Below are 16,340 nucleotides of genomic sequence, written 5' to 3'. Positions count from 1 at the left end.
CGACATCTCAGCTTGTCCGCAGGGTGAGCGCACGGACCAACCGGTCCACTGATCGCCCGGTCTTGGGCGTCAGTTCGATGATCAGCTCATCGACGCCGAGCAGGGCGTATTCATCGATGATGCGGGCCAGATCGTCGGGTGTGCCGGCGAACGCGCTGTCGTTGTCGTCCACTCCCGGGTGGTCGGGATCCGCTACGGACACGCCCACCGTTACGTGTAGCGAGCCCACTTCCCGGTCCTCGTCGGCCAGCGCCCTCTCCATCGCGGCAAGCCGTGCACGCAGCCGGTCGTCGGGCGCGCCATGCCAGGCGGTGTTCCAGGCCTGGGCGTGACGTGCGGTCAACCGCAGCAGGCGTGGGCCGTCTCCGGCGACAAGCAGTGGAATTCGTCGGTCGGGCGATGGCATCAGCAACGCGTTCCGCAACCGGTAGAACTGACCGGGCGTGGTGACGACGGCGCCACGCAGCAGCCCACCGACGATCTCCAAGGTCTCCTCGAAGCGCGCGAGACGGTGATCGTTCGGGAAGCCGTACGCCTCGTACTCCAGGCCAGGGAATCCGGCGCCGAGCCCCAGCACAAGGCGTCCACCGCTGATCCCGTCGACCGTTGCTGCCATCTTCGCCAGCAGCGCCGGATGCCGAAACGAACTGCAGGTCACCAGCGTGCCCACCGTCACCCGCCGGGTGGACGCGGCCAACGCGGACAGGATGGTCCATGCCTCCAACACGCCTTCTGGCGGGTTACCTGGCGGCTCGCTCACGAGATGGTCACAGATCCACACTGAATCCAGCCCCGCGGATTCTGCGTGCAGGGCCAGCGCGCACACGTCCGGCCAGCCTGGCATCCGACCCTGTCCGTCCGACTTGGACATCGGCAGCGTCACACCAATCCTCATGGGTGGACAGTCAACCAGGTTCGCAAGAGCGAGGCCTGGGCCGCGCAGGGAAAGTCGGCGTGACCGAACCGGCTTGTCACGCAGGGCTGTCTCGTTCAGCAATGCGTCGCTGCAGGTCGTAGGGCGTTGGTGGTGCGCATGCGTCACACCAACGTCGTTCCGGACCGGGGTCCCACCACCGGGACTCGATCACAACTCAAGACAGACCCTTGTCGGGTCTCGGTTGATGCTGGACGTTTTGGCGTCGGGTGATGCTTGACGTTTGGGCTAGATGATTTTTCGTTTGTTGCACTCCCCGGATTTGCGGACGACTACTCCCTTGGTGGTGGTGCGGGGGACGGTGGTGATCAGGTCGTTGCCGTGGAAGACCTGGATGACGGTGTCGTCGAGGTGGGCGGTGACGACCTGGCGGGCCCGGATGCGCCCGCCGCAGGTCACACACCAGCGCTTCCACCGCGGACGGGATCCGGTGCGGACACGACGCCGGGCGGTGCGAACGGTCCGCCAACCCTGAAAGGCCGGTCTGCTCGTACTTGCGCACCCAGGCATGCACGGACTGCCGGAAGACCCCGTAACGTGCCGCGACCTCGACCACCGGGGCGCCGGCGGCCACTTCCATGACCGCGTGATACCGCTGCTCGACCACGCTCAACTCCACCAGCACGGCCCCGGCCCTCCCGCGCCGCGCCGAATCAGACGCGTACAGCAAAGCCGAGGCAAGCGGTGTCAAGCATCAGGTGAAGCCACACTGTCAACTATCAACCGAGACAGGACACTCAAGACAGACCCTAGCGCGGTAAGAGTTTCTCTACTTCATCAAGACACCCGGCGTCGCTCACGCTCCGCCGGGCGCGCGGCCCGCGTCCGGCCGCGCCCACGCTCCTGCCTCCGAGCATGGCCAGGGGGGCCTTACGCTGGCCGCGGATCGGGCTGGCTCCTGCCTGCCCGCTGGTCTCCGCGCGTCAGCCCTGCGTCCCGACTGGGAGGTAGCCGTCCTGGGGGGCAGCAAAGCCGGGTGCGGTCGTCCGATCGCCACTGGCAAGATCGAGCCATGGGTTTGAACATTATGGTCGGTGTGCTCGTTGATGCCGAGGACGACTACGCCGAGATGGTCCGCGCTGACTTTGCTGTAATCGGCGAGCTACTGGAGCGTTCGGGGACGCGACAGTGGACCGAGCCTGATCCGGTTGTGGCAGAGGACGCAGAGTTCGAGATGTGGGGCTACTCGGGCTTGCACACCGTTCGTCGTCTTGCCGTCCATCTTGCGGCGGCCGGATGTCTTCCCGAGCCGTTGGATCAAGCCCAGCGTGCGAGTGACGACCCGCTCCTGAACAAGTTCTATGAGGCCCTCCCAGGTGATCCTCCTGGACCGTTCGACCATCTGATCCATCATTCGGACTGCGAGGGCTACTACGTCCCCGTCGACTTCTCCCACGTCATCGTCGACAAGAAGGCGCCGGGCGGCTACCTCGGCTCCTCGGTGCGACTGCTGGCGGAAACCCGTCGGCTCGCTGAAGCCCTCGGTCTTCCTGAAGACCTCGATCCGCACTCCGAAGAGGTCTTCGAAGTCGCCGATGCCGAAGAGCCGGCCACCGAGGGATGGCAACGTTACGGCGTCGAATCGTATGTCTGCCTGCAACTTCTCCAGGCCGCGAAACTCTCGATCGCGACCGGAGCCGCCATCGCCTTTGTCTGAGCCGGGGATCGGGCGTGCCATAGCCGTGCCAGGTGAGGCAGTGCCGAACGGGGAGCCACGGGAAACAGCGGTGACGCGGCAGCGTTGCCGCAGCTCAGCGTCCGCCCAGGTGAGGCAGGGTCCGCAGCCTCAGTCTTCCAAACTGGGGACCATAATCTCCGTGTGACTAAGCCGACAGACATGAGCGAGCGTGAGTACTTCGGCCACCTCGCGAGGCGACCAGGCATGTTCGTTTCGCCGAAGTCCGTGCACTCGGTGATGGCCTTCATCGTGGGCTACGACCAGGCCGCGCGTCGGCATGGCGGGCGTGGCTTGGACGGATGGCGCGAATGGCTAGCGTCGCACTATCAGGTCGGAAGCAATCTGATATGGGAAGCCCAGATCTGGCAGATCGCCTTCCCGGGATGGAAGGGCGGGTGGGAGGTCACAACGGAACAGGAAGACCACGTCCTCCAGGTGCTCTTCGAACTGCTCGACAAGTTCCTGTCCGAACGGGAAGCGCGCCACAGCTGAGTGTCTAACTGCGCTACAACGGCCCCGTACTGGGGCGCACAACCACGGACGCTCGCGGACAGTTCACGCAGGTCGCTGGTGGTCCGGCCGCAGGTCACGCAGGCGCGCCCATTGCTTCGGGACGAAGAGGCCAGCTTCCCAAGGGCCGTCTGACGGCGACGTCGCTCCGCAGGAGTATGCTCCCCGAGCTGACAGGCTCCGCAGTTCCGAGTGAGAAGAGATCGACCGATGCATTCGGGCTTGCGCAGAGTCGGCGGCGCGCTCATGTGGCTTCTCAGCCTGGCATGGTTTGCCCGGAACTCGATGACTGGACACGGACTGTGGAGGATCTTGTCTGCCGTCGTCCTGCTGCTGGGATTGATCCTCGCGGCCCTTGCGCTCTGGGAGCGTATACACCCTCTGCCCAAGCGCCGGCGAGCGCGGGAGCGCGAGCACGATGGCAAGGGCTGACATCGACGGGCGACATCAACGTATCCGTACGGCGACGGATCGCACCGGATGCCGGACGACCTGATGTCGCTGATGACTGCGGGTTTCTGCAGGCGGAATGAGACCGCGATCGAACTCCTAGAGCGGATGTCGCCCGCGCGTCGAGCACCATCTCTGGGCCGTCTCTGGGCCGTGCGAGGACAACCGGTGGCACCCAATGATGACCAATGACGACCACTCCGGGACTGTGGCATAGGCCCGTGACCTGTGGAAATGCAGGTCAGCGTGATCGGTCGCAAGACCCAGGGCAAGAAGAAGTAAGGATCGAGATCACGCCCCGACCTGCGCTTATCGCGCCGATCGGGGGCGTTTTCGCGGCCTGGGCCCGGTCGGGGCCCTCAGCGCCTCGGGCGTCCAAGCCCAGGCTGCTGCTGTCAGAGTGCTATCGCTGGAATCTGCCTGGCGTTCGCGCTCGCCGGCTCTGATTCGATGCCGCAATGCATGAGCTAGGCACTCACCCGGAATCCGGTCTGACGAAGAACATCTGGACCGACGCCGACTTCGACGAGATGGGGTGGCACGACGTCACCATCCACGGTATGTGCGTGCAGCCAGGGGCCTCCGATGACGCACTGCCGCGTCTGCTGCTCGACATTGACTACATCGTCCGCTGGGTGCATCCAGTAGGCCGCTCAAGGAGGAACAGTCAGACAGGCGCCATGATCAGCGGGCCGATCATCCGCTGGCCAACCTGCCTCGCCAGCCACCGCGCGCGCTCCGCCTCGAACTTTTTGACGTGCACGAACACCGTGTGCAGGACGCCAGGCTCGTCCAAGTACAGGTCATGGGCGTTGACGGTCAAAGTCACGTATGCCCCGCGGTCCCCGCACCGGCCCAGACCTACCTCAGGTGCCGCCGGCCATGCCGAGAAGTCCCAACGCGCGATGGCCGGCGCTCTGCCTGACGCGTCCAGCAAGACTTCTACTTCGCTCGTCGACCGGCACCAGTCGGTGAGGTACACCGGCAAGTGGTCGGCTGCCACCAATTCGCCCTTGCCTGAGCGGACCGCCCGGCCAATTCCATACGCGTACCACTCTGCACCGGGCGCAACGTTAAGGATGCTCGCCAGGTCCTCAGCTGAGTGAGCAATGGCTTCGAAGTCCACCGTCATCCCGCCGGTATCAGCGAGCTCAAGGAGGTCGTGGACCACACGGAGCGCTTCAGCAAGGTCTCCGGTCCGAAGAATCGGGGCAGCGTACGAGTTGGACACCCAGGCAGTGTGCCAGGCGAGGTTCGTAAGCGAAGATTTGGGCCCCGACCGTGCCCGAAGCGTGCCCGGCCGGGCGGTCAACTGCGGTCAATCAAGGCCCCGACGAGCCCCCAAGCGACGCTATCGGCGGCTTCTTTGGGCAGGTCAGAGACGGATCGGGGTCCCCGAGACTGGTGATTCCCAAGCTCAAGGCTCCGATTACCCCGGGTAAGGCTTGTCCCGCAATTGATCTGCCACATAATCGTGTCGCTCTGTCAAAACCGCGTGGCATACTCCTCCCTTGATCACGGGGGCGCGCAGCCCCCGACCTGGGAGGGTATGGCTGTGCGCAGGATGATGTGGGCCGCCGTGGCGGTAGCGGTCATGGCGCTCGGAGCCGCGGGTTGCGGCACCAGCGACGCCGACACCGGGGTGTCCGCGGCCCCTGTGACGGCGTCGCCTCAGCCTCGACCTGCGAGCACCGGACCGCTCACGAAGGAGGTCGTGCGGGCGGACCTCGACACCTCGGCGGCGGACGCCGGCCTTCCGGCGAACGTACCGGAATACGCCGGCATGTACGAGGACGCCGAGGCGGGCACGCTACAAGTGTGCGGCATCGGTTTTAAGGGCCTCGGTACCAAGAGCACCCCGCTCGACGTCCCCCGCTGGGAGGCGGTGGTGCGTGAGCTGCGCGAACGCGGCTGGCGGCAGGCCCGGAAGCCGGAGAAGCGCAAGTACATCACCGGGGTGACCTACGAGGCCATCGTGGTCCTCAAACAGCGCGGCTGGACCATCGTCGTGGGCTACCTGAACCTCCATAACGACGGCGCGATCACCCTGACGGCGGACGAGGACGCGTGCATTAAAAAGCTCCCACGCGACGCAAGTCCGGTCGGCTGACCGGCCACTCCTCGCGTGGGAAGGCGAACCCCTGATCAGTACGGGACAGCCCGTAGCCTTGGCATGTGAGCGAATCGGCAGACATCCTTACTTGGCTCCAAGAGTGCTACTTCGCCCACTGTGATGGGGATTGGGAACACCAGTGGGGAATCAAGATCGAAACGCTCGAACCTAGGGTGGACTGTCCGGATCGAGATCAGTGGGAAGGTCCTCGAAGGCCGCAGCTACTCGAAACAGAGCATCGCGCGCAGTGACGATGTTTGGGTTGAGACATGGCGCTCTCACAGCACGCATTCCAGGCTGCCTGCGGACCGGAGAACCTCGCGGAGGTTCTAACCCTGTTCCGGGACTGGGCGCTGACCACTGACATCCAAGCCTGACATCAACGGCGGCAGATGACTATGCATCCCGACACTCCGTGATGGAGGCGACACACCTCGCCGGTTGCCGCTGACTAGAGCAGGCACAACGGGCGAATCGAACTTACAAGGCAGATGTCGGCGACGACGTCAAGCGCCTCAGCCGACGCACGGTCCCGCTATGACTCCACAGGGGCTTCGGCATCCCAGGGATCGATGCCCAGGTCCATGAACCGGCTGGCGTCGCGACCGTGGAGGAACCGTGCCCCTGTATAGGGGAGTTCGAAGGTCCAGTGCTCGGGCAGGTCGCGGGCTGCGTAGCGGCAGAGAAGATCGACCATCCCGAAGTCGAAGGCGGCCCAGCACCCGGGGGCTGCCCACTGCCGGTGCCAGATTACCGTGGTCCACTCGTTGGGGTCCGGTGTGTCCGCGCGCCAGCACAGCAGGTCGGCCTCCGTAGTCAGCCCCCAGCCGACGAGGAGTTCGGGCGCGTCGTACTCCTCCTCTTCAGCCCCAACGCATGGCAAGAGTCGAGGTCAACCGCTACGAGTCCGGAAGCCTGGGCGTTGACCGGCAGTGACACCTGGAGTCCGCAGCTGACCAGAGCGATAGTCCCTCGGGCGTTCTGAGGCTTCAGGGAAGCATGTCACCCCGGTTCACGCAGTTGTACGAGCCGTCGTCATTGCGCCCCACGCTGTCGTACGACCAGCAGTGCAGCATGGGCGCGAGCGTCCACATCCGCAGTGCCATGAGGACGCCGAGGCAGGCGACAGCAGCCCGTCCGCCGTAGGACCGCCATCCGGAGAGCGCCAGTCTGCCGACGGCCACCAAGGCTGCGAACCCCAGCACGTACACGGCCAGCGGCGCCAGGTTGTCCCGCAGCCCGGGAAACGACTCCATCTCGATGGTCCCCAGGAAGCTGAACAACACCACGAGCACGGCAATGGCGAATACGAGGGCGGCCGTGCAACCACGGGCTGCGCGCGCGTATAGCTCGAGCGTGACCTCGCCCTGCTCGGCGGCGTGCTCTCCGTTCACGGCACCTCCTCATCTGCGGTGAGCCGCGATCGTAACGGGCCGACAGGGCCCGGCAGGAGGCGAGCCAACGCCGGCTCACCGCCCAAAAGGCGCACTTGGCAGACCCACTGAGCGCCGTTCCAGGCCCGAGACAGCTTGTCGAATGCGTGTCGGAGTCGGCAAGCAAGGCTCCGTCAGACCACGCGACTGTGCAGGCCAGTCTCCTACTGCGGGCGAACGAGCGGGGCGCCTTGTTAGCGCTCGGGCACATCCGCCGATCACTTGGGCACGATCGGCGCGCCTTGGCCAGGATGCGTATCTGCTGTCTCCCGATGGAGCGGCGTGGTCCTGCGTCCGCCGGCGGCCTGCCGAGAAGCCGCCTGGATCGGAATCCGATTGCCCCGTCGCGGCCGGCTGCGCATCCTGCTGGCATGCGTTTCTCGATCAACATCCCCAACTTCGGTGACTTCGCCGACCCCCGTAACGTCGCGACCGTGGCGGCTGCCGCCGAACAGGCCGGCTGGGACGGTCTCTTCGTCTGGGACCACGTACTGCACCGGCAGCACCAGGGGCGTCCCTTCGGGGACCCTTGGATGCTGCTGACCGCGGCCGCGTTGGCGACCTCCCGGATCCGGCTGGGCACCCTGTTGACGCCGGTCCCCCGTTACCGTCCGCAGCAACTTGCCCGCCAAGTGGCCACCCTGGAGCACCTCAGCGGCGGCCGGGTGATCTTCGCCGCGGGTCTGGGCGGTCCCATCGAGGACGAATACCGCAGTTTCGGCGACGCCGCCGAGCCACATCTCCTCGCCGAGCGGCTGGACGAGGGACTGGAGCTGTTGAGGCGCCTCTGGTCCGGCGAGCCGGTAACCCACCACGGCCGGCACTATGAAGTCCGGGACGTCACCCTGCTGCCCGCCACCGTGCAGCGGCCCGGTCCGCCGGTGTGGATCGGCGGGTTCTGGCCGCGTCGCCCGCCCATGCGGCGGGCAGCGCGGTGGGACGGCGCGGTGCCGCTGTTCGAGACTGCCCGGCATGGCCATGTGCCGGATGCGGCGGAGGTACGGGAGCTGGTCGGCTACGTGCGCAAGCAGCGTACGGCCGGGGACGAACACCCCTTCGAATTCGTGCTCGGCGGTGCCACGCCCCCGGACGCGGCCAGGGCCAAGGACGTGATCGGTCCGCTGCACGACGCGGGCGCCACCTGGTGGGACGAGCGACAGGTCCAGACCGGCCCCGACCTGGATCGTCTGCCCTCGGTGCTGCGCCGCATTGAGGCGGGGCCGCCGGTGGTCTAATCAGCCGTTCGGGGTGCGCCGGTGAGCACCACGTGCGGCAGGCCGTGACAGGTGAGTTCGGCGCGGAAGCGGCCGGTCATCCCGGAGCGCAGGTGCTCCCCGTCGCGCAGCCCGTCGTCCTCGAAGGGCACGCCGGCGTCGTCGGCCAGGTGACTTCGTCGAATGTGGCGTCGGGGCGGATCGTCAGCGGGCGCGCGTACTTCTCCTCGCTGTACGTGCGCCCGCACTCGGGCACCCATCGCGTCGCCTCCCACGCCCCTCCGCGCGCCCGGTAGCGCTCGGCCAGGGCGCGGGCCATGGTGGTGGTGCCGGTCGACGCCGCGCCGACGACCACCGCCCGGCGGGCCAGGGCCGCCCGTACCGGCGCGGCCATGGCGGAGTTCAGGAGGCCGCGCCGCGCAGGAATGGGGCTTGAGGCCACCGGCGCGCGCACGCTGCTCGACGCGTGCGCGGCGTCGGCACGATCGGGCCGACTCCGCTGCAACAGAACCCGGCCCTGTCCCCTGGTGCGAGTGGCAACGGCCGGGGTCAGCCAAACAGACCACCTATACCCCAGGGACACCCGGCCCGGGTGCCTCACGGGATAAGATCCGGTGAACCGGATTTCGTCGTGGTCTCAAGGACAATGGCAGCAGGTCGGCAAAGCAAAGGCAATACCTTTGCGGTGCGATACGGTTCCAAGAATGGCCGCAAAATGCTCATCCTACAGCCGGCCGGAGCCTTGACCTGGCAGTACGGGCCGACCGCACGGAAAGCCGCGAGGCGTGGTTGTCCGGATTTCGCCCACGCTGCCGTCACACGCGAAATCAATTCAGGATACCGGGTGGACCGATCCCCGGCGTGGGCTCCACTCTGCCCATGGAGGCCCCTCACCGCCGGGCTGCAACCCACGGTGACATCCCCGGGGCCGAGCGAGTGGCAACGAGCATGGGAGGTCCCCCGGCGTGCCGCATGACACGCACACAGATCATTCGTCCACCGAAGAACCCCAACAGAGAAGTCGCGGTATCCGTATACCCACAGCGGTCGTTGTCGTCCTGGTCGCATTGGTCCTGGGAATCGCGTTCGCCTCGCGTATCCGGATCGACGTCCACTTCGCGGCACCGACACTGCCGGCCCTGATAGCGGCGGAGCTGATCCGCCGGCTCGTCCGTTCCTTCATCTCACCGAAGGACCGGTAGGCGCCGGAAAGCACGAGTCGGCGCAGCGGCCACGCCCGCTGCGCCCGACGGGCGTCCGTCGGACCTCCGTTGGACCTCTGTTGGACGTCCGGCAGAATGACCCGGTGACCCCCGAATCCGGACCCCACCGCCGTGCCGCAGACCCGGTCCGGACCCGTCTGACGGCAGCCGCGGCCGCGGTGATCACCGTCGGTGCAGGGCTGGGGCTCCGGGCCGTGGCGGAGGGGAGCGTGGCCAAGTACGGCGGAGACGCGCTCTACACCGTCCTGCTCGTCACCCTCGCCGTTCTGGTGGCGCCCCGGGTGAGGCCCCTGACGGCGGCCGGAAGCGCCCTGGCCGCCAGTTGGGTGATCGAGTTCCTGCAGCTCAGCGACGTGCCCGCGGAGCTCGCCCAACGCAGCCTCGTCGCCCGTCTCGTGCTCGGCTCCACCTTCAATCCGCCGGACCTGCTCTGGTACGCCTTCGGCGCGGCGGCGGGCTGGCTCATCCACACCGCGGTGTGCTCCTTCCTGGCACGCCGGCGTACGGGGCACCGCTGACCTAATCCCACCACCCCGGTTCAGCGCGCGGCGAGCCGTAGCGCCATCTCCCGGGCGGAGGAGGGCACTCCGCGGACGGGCTCCCCGTACTGCGGGTGTGCCTGGTCGAGGGTGGGGACCAGGGAGCGGGACCGCTCCTCGGGTACGCGTTCCAGGACCGTCGTGCCCGTCTCCGCCTCCAGGGCCGGGGCGTAGCCCGCCGTGCGCAGGGCGGCGAGGGTCTCGTCCGGGGGCGCCGTGGAGATCAGCACCGTCGGCGCGATCCGTCGCAGGCCCAGCTTGGCGAGGCCGCGCGTCTGCGCGACCTCCGCGATCAGCGTCGTGTCGTCGGAGCGGATGCAGCACGCCGAACGCACCACCCGCAGCCGCCCATGGCTGCGGGCGACGTCCTTGACCGTGTACGTCAGCGGTTGCGGCAGTTCCGTTCCCGGCCGGCATACGGCGGTGAGGCGTTCGAGGATGCCGTCGGCGTCCCATCCCGCGTCGAAGGCCCGGCGCAGGGAGGCGGGTGTGATGCGCCAGACCACGGCGTGCCCCTCGGACTCGATGTCGCCGACCGCCGACAGCAGCGCCGCCAGATCGGGCGCGGGGGTGCCGGTGACGGTGGCCGTGGAGTCGGCCTGGAACCGGGCCGTGGTGCTCGGCGGCGGCAGCAGCGAGCGCAGGGCCTCGCGCAGCGCCGCCACCGCCTTGGCCAGGGCCGGGCGCTCGGCCAGGCCCTCCCCCAGCCGGTCGGCACCCTCGGCCGCCGGGTCGGCGTCCGCGCCGGGCACAGCCGGGTAGTGGCGGGCGGCCCCGGCGCCCAGGAGGCCGGCGACCGCGCGGCCGACTTCGGTGAGCGCGCCGTGGGTCACCAGGCCGAGCAGCTCCGCCTCCGCCAACGTGGCCTCGAGGCGCCCTTCCAGGTCCTCGTCCTCGTAGGGCGCGATCAGCACCGGCCGGAACCAGACGGCGCACTCCAGTAGTTCGTCGCGTCCCTCTCCCCCGGCGGTCAGCCCGTACCCGTCCGGCAACGTGGCCAGCGCCTGGAGCACGCCGTGCCGCAGTGGCGCCGCGTACGGGTCCTGGGGGCTGATCAGCGCGACCGGGGTCTCGCCCTCGTCCGGCCAGTACGTGAACACCTCCGGGACCACGGCCCAGGCGGCCGTCAACGGCAGCAGCTTCCCGGCGGGCGTGGCCGCGGCCCAGGCGTCGTAGCGCTCGCTGGGCAGCAGCCGCGCCGGTTGCGGCGGAGTGGCGGGACGTCGGCGCCCCCGGCCGCGAGGGGCGGGTTCCGCCTTCTCGGCCTGAGGAGCGGCAAGGCCCGCGTTCACCGCCAGGTCCAGCCACAGCCGGGTGTGTGCCTCGCTCGTCCCGGCCGCCTTGGCCAGTCTCCTGGTGTCGCGCACCGCGATCCCGCCGGCCTTGCGCACCGCCACCGGTCGCGCGGCCAGTTCCCGCAGCACCAGTTCCGCCCGCCATGCGGCGGCTCCCGCCGCCACCGCGCCCTGGGCCGCCCAGTCCGGGGGCAGCCGGGTGACGCACGTCAGCGGTTCCGGGTCCAGGCTCGGCGTGGGCGCGGGCTGATCCCCGCGCAGTGCGTGACCGACCTCGTACGGCAGTTCCACCAGATCCGGCCCGACCGGCACCACCATGCCGTGTTCGGCGAGCCAGTCGGTGCCCTCGTCCCCGCTGCCGCCCTCCCGGAACGTGTACTTGCGGTCGGGTCCCGCGTAGTCGCCGTACCGGGACACGAAGCAGTGCGTGCGCAGGAGCGGGGGTCCCTGCAGCATGTGGTCGAGCAGTTCGTGAGCCGCCGCCGGGGCGGTGGCCACCAGCTCCCGCACCCGGCCGGGGTCCGCCAGCAGTGCGCCGACCGCCGCCTGTGCGTCCGCGCGGGTGCGCTGCTCGATCCCGAGGGCGGCGGCGATCCGTTTGATCTCCGGCGCGTTGTACGCCTGTGTGAACAGCAGGTCGGCCGGCCTGCCGTAGCCGTCCATCCGGGCCGCCGACGTGTGCAGCAACGACGGCAGCGCCAGCCGGCCGCGCGGCGCGGGGAGCACCAGCGCCCGCTCCCGCAGCCGTTGCAGCGCTTCCGCCGTCCTCTCACGTGGCGTGCCGCCCTGCTCCAGCCAGTCCAGCACGTCCGCCTCGGGCACCAGCCGGGTGTAGGGGTCCACCGGCGGCGGCGCCGGGCGCCAGCCGTACGCGTGCTGCTCGGCCGCGGGCACCGGCCCGTACGTCTCCAGGGCCCGGGCCGCCACGCACGCCAGCAACTGCGCCTCGCCCCCTGTCCCCGCAGCGACGGCGCGCTCCACGGAGTCGTCGGTGAGGAGGTGCTCCGCCAGTTGCCGGAACGTGGTGACCGGCGCATAGCCCGCGGCACGCGGCAGTTCGCGCTCTTCCAGCAGGGCGGTCAGGGGCTCGGCGGAGAGCCCGGCGAGCCACTGTTCCAGGGCAGTACGTGCATGCACCCCCTGAGCCTAGAACAGTCCGAGTCCCCCGATGGCACCCCTCTCGCGATGCACTTCGCCTCGGAGGCGCCGTACCGGCGGGAGCAAGGTGCGGCCTCACGACACGGCATGCCGCCGTGCCGTGGGGCCGCGCCCCGCAAGGAGGCTGGTCAGAAGCCCAGGCTCCAGGTGTCGAGGTAGCCGGGAAGGACGATGAAGTTGCCGGGGGTGTTGTCCCTGACCCGGAGCTTCCAGGTGCCGTTGGCCGGGACGGTGGAGGCGTCGACGGTGAACGTCTTGTGCAGTTCGGGGATCGCGACGGGGCCCTGCGACCAGCCCTTGACCGGGATCACCCGGCCGTCCTCGCTGACCAGGTCGATGACGTAGAAGCCGACGTGGACGGCGTAGAGGTCGACGGTCACCTTGAGGTCGGCCGGGGCGTTGCCGTTGCGGCCGCTGACGGTGACCGGGCTCTCGATCACCGCCCAGTTGGGGATGTCGTACCGGTTCGGGTTGACGAAGACGTCGCCGCCGGAGGCCAGGACGGTCCACTGGTAGCCCACCGTGCGGCAGTTGCCCGCCGCGTCCTTGACGGTGATCGCGGGCCGGTACTCGCCGCCCTTCACCGGAGTCCCGGAGACAAGGCCGGTCCTGGCGTTGATGGACATGCCGCGAGGGAGGCCCTTGGCGGAGTAGGTGAGGGGGCCGGGGCGGGAGCTCTGTGCCTGGATCTGCCAGGTGACCTGCTGGCCGGTCGCCGTCCCCCGCGGGTTGGTGCTGTCGATCGCGAGGTGGTCGACGAAGCGGTACCCGACCTTGACCGCGGCCCAGGCGTTGCCAACCGCCTCGTACTTCTTGCTGCCCATCCCGTAGAGGTCGGCGGCGGCCTGGAGCGTGGCAGTGCGCGCACCGGCGAAGTCCGTGGTGCTGGTCATGTAGACGGTCAAGGCGCGGTACCAGATGTCGGTGGCCGACTCGCGGCCGATGCCGGAGACCGCCTTGCCGTCGAAGGTCGGGCTGTCGTAGCTAACGCCGTTGATCGTCTTCTTGCCGCTGCCCTCGGAGAGCAGGTAGAAGAAGTGGTTCGCAGGGCCCGAGCTCTGGTGCGGGTCCAGGTACTTGGTGCCGGTGGTCCAGTAGTCCTGCGACCCGCCGTAGCCCACGTCGTCCTTGGACGGCTGGTCCATGTAGCGCAGCGGTACGCCGGTGCCGTAGACGTCGACCTTCTCGGCGATCAGGTAGTCCGGCACGTCCTTGCGGCTGTTGGTGAAGAACTCCACCGCGGTGCCCATGATGTCGCTGGTGGCCTCGTTCAGCCCGCCGGACTCTCCGCTGTAGATCAGGTCCGCGGTGGCCGAGGTGATGCCGTGCGTCATCTCGTGGCCGGCGATGTCCAGGGCCGTCAGCGGCCGCTGGTTGTCCTCGCCGTCACCGTAGTTCATGCAGAAGCACTCTTCGTCCCAGTACGCGTTGACGTACCCGTCGCCGACGTGGACGTAGGAGCGCGCTCCGACGCCGTCGTCCGCGATGCCCTCGCGGCCGTAGCGGGAGTGGAAGAAGTCCCAGGTCTGCTGGGCGCCGTAGGCGGCGTCCACGGCGGCCGTCTGGAGGTCGGCCGGCGTGCCGTCGCCCCAGACGTCGTCGTCGTCCGTCATGACCTGCCGGGTGTCGTAGTCGTACGTCTCGTGGTTGCCGCGTGCGGCGTCCACCAGCTCGAAGACGTCACCGTTGCGGACGGAGCCGATCTGCACGCTGCCGTTGTGCTGGCCGGTACCCGTACCCGCGTGGACCTGCTCGACGCTCGCGAGCTGCTTGCCGGTCTTCGCGTCGGTCACCACCTGGAGCCGGCTGGGGGTGCCGTCCTTCTGGACGCCGGTGACGACGGACTCCCAGGCCAGGGTCGGTGCGCCGGTCGACGCCCAGACCACCAGGCGCGGCGCGCGGTCCACCGCGGCCTTGCGGGTCTCCTCCCGGCCGGCGATGTCCAGGGCCACTTTCCGCGCCTTGGCCGCCGCGAGCGCCGGCTTGGTTGTCGGCACCGTGAGCTTCGCGCCGGACGCCTTGGTGACCGTCCGGGCGCCGGCCCGCTCGTGCACCACCAGGTCGCCGCCGAGGACGGGGAGACCGGCGAAAGTCCGCTCGTACCGCGTGTGGACGGTGCCGTCGGCGTCCTTGACGACGTCCCTCGGTATCAGCTGCTCCTCGTCGCCCAGCTTCAGCGACTCGGCCGTACCGGCGCTCGTCGCGGCGGCGGCCTTGAGCATCTGCCCGCGCTGCGCAGCGGTGAGCGGGACCGTCCGCGCTCCGGGCACGGAGGACGCCGCGGTCCCCTGCGGGCTCTCCTGCGCGCCCGCCGAGGCGAGGGGCAGGACGGACGCGATGAGCGTGGCCATGGTGACGGTCGCGGTCGCCACGGCGCGTCTGCGCCCTGACGACCGGGCTGCGGATGGCGTGGACCGGGTGGCGCGGAAGGTGCTCGTCACTCCTGGGACTCCTTGTGAGTGGGGGCGATGCGGGGGCGGGTGAGGACGTGGCTGCGTCGGAGCCGCCCTCGCCCCCTGAAGTGGCCCGAACACAGCCCCAGATGCTTGCAGCGGCCGGTCCCCCTGTCACGAGTGCGGAGATCATTGTCCGGATTCCGGAGAGAGGCTCGCTGGGGTGTCACAAAGCGGCGGCCCATCTGGTCTGTTCGACCTCGCGGGAGGTACTCGGCGCTGCTCGGCAGCCCGCTCCGGACGTCGACTGCCGCCTGCCGCGGGGCCCGCCCCGCGAAGGCACCGTCGGTGCACGAAGCTCCCGCCGTCGCAGGTCAGCCGGACACCGACAGCTGCCCACTCGCACCCCTCCGGACCGGTGGCGGTCCCCGGCCGCAAGGGCAAGCCCCCGGAGCCGGTTGCCTCGCACCGCCGCGCCGACGCCTGGGCCCGCATCGTGGGCACGTCACCTCGCGCCACGTGAGGACGGGACGGTTTCCGGCCAATTTGGCCGCCGGACGACCCTGCCGCACACTCGGCGCGACACCCCCGCCGCGCGCTCTGGACGTCGCGCCGGGCGCTGTGCGAGCATCACTGCCGGTCAGGTGCACGGCACTTGGCCTGCTTGATCCCGCCGCGCCCGCGGCCCGCAGATCTCCCTGCCCGGCAGGTAAGGGGGTCCCTTTCAGAGGAGACCCTTGTGCCCGTCGCACCTCGTCCCGCCCGGCCGACGCAGTGGCCGTTCTACCTGCGCGCGGTCGTGGACATCGTCTTCCCCGCCCACACGCTCCGCGTCATGCCCACCGCCGGACGGCCGGGCCGGCCGGGTCTCGCGTACCCGCTCCACGGCGGTCGGACGATCCACATCGTCACTGAGCCTTTTCCAACCTGATGGAGTGCGTGGGTAGTTGGGCTGGAGGGGTGGTGTCTGGACGTGAAGAAGCTCCTGGTAGACGGGTTCACGACCAAGATCCCCTGTCCACAGGAGCTTCCGCGTGCTTGTCGACCCGTCCGGCGTCGATGTGTCCACCTCGACCCTGCGCTACCTGTCCGCTCTCCTGCGGGCCCGCCGCCAGGAACGCGGAACACGTTGGCGTCGCGTGAGCGTGGGCCGCCAGGCCCTGCTGGTTCTCGCGCACCTGCGTTCCGGCCATACCTACGCCCAGCTGGCCGCCGGGTTCGGCGTCGGCACCACCACCGCCTACCGGTACATCGCCGAGGCCATCGACGTCCTGGCAACCCTCGCACCCACTCTCACCGAAGCGATGAATACCGCCTCCCACCAAGGCATTCGTGATCCTGGACGGCACGCTGCTGCCGATCGACCGGATCGCAGCCGACCGGCCCTTCTACTCCGGGAA

General features: G+C 69.0%; 14 protein-coding genes and 3 pseudogenes. 8 read left to right on the top strand and 9 right to left on the bottom strand.

The window, feature by feature from the left end; all coding sequences use genetic code 11:
• Nucleotides 1-7 precede the first annotated feature (7 nt).
• The 3 genes and pseudogenes from PV341_RS12350 to PV341_RS12340 form a co-directional block, all read right to left on the bottom strand.
• Nucleotides 8-895, bottom strand: a complete 888-nt coding sequence (locus PV341_RS12350) for an LLM class flavin-dependent oxidoreductase (RefSeq protein ID WP_500357730.1) — start codon at nt 893-895, stop codon at nt 8-10.
• 267 nt (nt 896-1,162) lie between these two features.
• Nucleotides 1,163-1,333, bottom strand: coding sequence for a hypothetical protein (locus PV341_RS12345; protein ID WP_500329843.1), 171 nt, complete (start codon nt 1,331-1,333; stop codon nt 1,163-1,165).
• Nucleotides 1,311-1,547 (bottom strand): annotated as a pseudogene (locus tag PV341_RS12340) (helix-turn-helix domain-containing protein); the annotation flags it as partial. The gene PV341_RS12345 and the pseudogene PV341_RS12340, both read right to left, overlap by 23 nt.
• A gap of 399 nt (nt 1,548-1,946) precedes the next feature.
• Here PV341_RS12340 and PV341_RS12335 point away from each other — a divergent pair.
• Both PV341_RS12335 and PV341_RS12330 read left to right on the top strand, forming a co-directional pair.
• Nucleotides 1,947-2,591: a putative DNA-mimic protein gene (locus tag PV341_RS12335; RefSeq protein ID WP_500357729.1), complete on the top strand. Its 645-nt coding sequence runs from the start codon at nt 1,947-1,949 to the stop codon at nt 2,589-2,591.
• A 180-nt stretch (nt 2,592-2,771) separates the two neighbouring features.
• Complete coding sequence (locus PV341_RS12330) at nt 2,772-3,104, top strand: hypothetical protein (protein ID WP_500329783.1); 333 nt, start codon at nt 2,772-2,774, stop codon at nt 3,102-3,104.
• 1,135 nt (nt 3,105-4,239) lie between these two features.
• Here the strand turns inward: PV341_RS12330 and PV341_RS12325 are convergent.
• A complete protein-coding gene (locus PV341_RS12325; protein WP_500357728.1) occupies nt 4,240-4,803 on the bottom strand; it encodes a hypothetical protein in 564 nt (187 codons plus the stop codon).
• A gap of 483 nt (nt 4,804-5,286) precedes the next feature.
• Between PV341_RS12325 and PV341_RS12320 the strand changes: the two genes are divergently transcribed.
• Both PV341_RS12320 and PV341_RS12315 read left to right on the top strand, forming a co-directional pair.
• Nucleotides 5,287-5,682, top strand: coding sequence for a hypothetical protein (locus PV341_RS12320; RefSeq protein WP_500357726.1), 396 nt, complete (start codon nt 5,287-5,289; stop codon nt 5,680-5,682).
• A 65-nt stretch (nt 5,683-5,747) separates the two neighbouring features.
• Nucleotides 5,748-5,936, top strand: coding sequence for an Imm53 family immunity protein (locus PV341_RS12315; RefSeq protein WP_500329789.1), 189 nt, complete (start codon nt 5,748-5,750; stop codon nt 5,934-5,936).
• A 284-nt stretch (nt 5,937-6,220) separates the two neighbouring features.
• On the opposite strand, the gene PV341_RS12310 is transcribed toward PV341_RS12315, so the two are convergent.
• Both PV341_RS12310 and PV341_RS12305 read right to left on the bottom strand, forming a co-directional pair.
• Entirely contained in the window at nt 6,221-6,568 is a 348-nt protein-coding gene (locus PV341_RS12310) for a hypothetical protein (RefSeq protein ID WP_500329790.1), read from the bottom strand.
• Nucleotides 6,569-6,674: 106 nt separating this feature from the next.
• On the bottom strand, nt 6,675-7,079 hold the full coding sequence (locus tag PV341_RS12305; RefSeq protein WP_500357725.1) for a hypothetical protein: 405 nt from the start codon (nt 7,077-7,079) through the stop codon (nt 6,675-6,677).
• A 410-nt stretch (nt 7,080-7,489) separates the two neighbouring features.
• Between PV341_RS12305 and PV341_RS12300 the strand changes: the two genes are divergently transcribed.
• Nucleotides 7,490-8,353 carry an LLM class flavin-dependent oxidoreductase gene (locus PV341_RS12300; protein ID WP_500357723.1) on the top strand — a complete coding sequence of 288 codons (864 nt, stop codon included), beginning with the start codon at nt 7,490-7,492 and terminating at the stop codon, nt 8,351-8,353.
• Between the two features lie 11 nt (nt 8,354-8,364).
• Here the strand turns inward: PV341_RS12300 and PV341_RS12295 are convergent.
• Nucleotides 8,365-8,717: pseudogene (locus PV341_RS12295) on the bottom strand (AAA family ATPase); the annotation flags it as partial.
• 921 nt (nt 8,718-9,638) lie between these two features.
• On the opposite strand from PV341_RS12295, the gene PV341_RS12290 reads away from it, so the two are divergent.
• A complete protein-coding gene (locus PV341_RS12290; RefSeq protein ID WP_500357721.1) occupies nt 9,639-10,073 on the top strand; it encodes a ribosomal maturation YjgA family protein in 435 nt (144 codons plus the stop codon).
• Between the two features lie 20 nt (nt 10,074-10,093).
• On the opposite strand, the gene PV341_RS12285 is transcribed toward PV341_RS12290, so the two are convergent.
• Together PV341_RS12285 and PV341_RS12280 are read right to left on the bottom strand one after the other, a co-directional pair.
• Entirely contained in the window at nt 10,094-12,526 is a 2,433-nt protein-coding gene (locus PV341_RS12285; protein WP_500357720.1) for a helicase-associated domain-containing protein, read from the bottom strand.
• Nucleotides 12,527-12,675: 149 nt separating this feature from the next.
• Entirely contained in the window at nt 12,676-14,919 is a 2,244-nt protein-coding gene (locus tag PV341_RS12280; RefSeq protein ID WP_500357718.1) for a M4 family metallopeptidase, read from the bottom strand.
• A gap of 760 nt (nt 14,920-15,679) precedes the next feature.
• Here PV341_RS12280 and PV341_RS12275 point away from each other — a divergent pair.
• Both PV341_RS12275 and PV341_RS12270 read left to right on the top strand, forming a co-directional pair.
• Nucleotides 15,680-15,871 carry a hypothetical protein gene (locus PV341_RS12275; RefSeq protein ID WP_500329799.1) on the top strand — a complete coding sequence of 64 codons (192 nt, stop codon included), beginning with the start codon at nt 15,680-15,682 and terminating at the stop codon, nt 15,869-15,871.
• 103 nt (nt 15,872-15,974) lie between these two features.
• Nucleotides 15,975-16,340 (top strand): annotated as a pseudogene (locus PV341_RS12270) (transposase family protein); the annotation flags it as partial.

The sequence above is a fragment of the Streptomyces sp. PA03-1a genome, assembly GCF_033792805.1.
Taxonomy (GTDB): domain Bacteria; phylum Actinomycetota; class Actinomycetes; order Streptomycetales; family Streptomycetaceae; genus Actinacidiphila.
The sequence above is the reverse complement of the archived record's forward strand: the minus strand, read 5'-3'. Positions and strand labels throughout refer to the sequence as shown.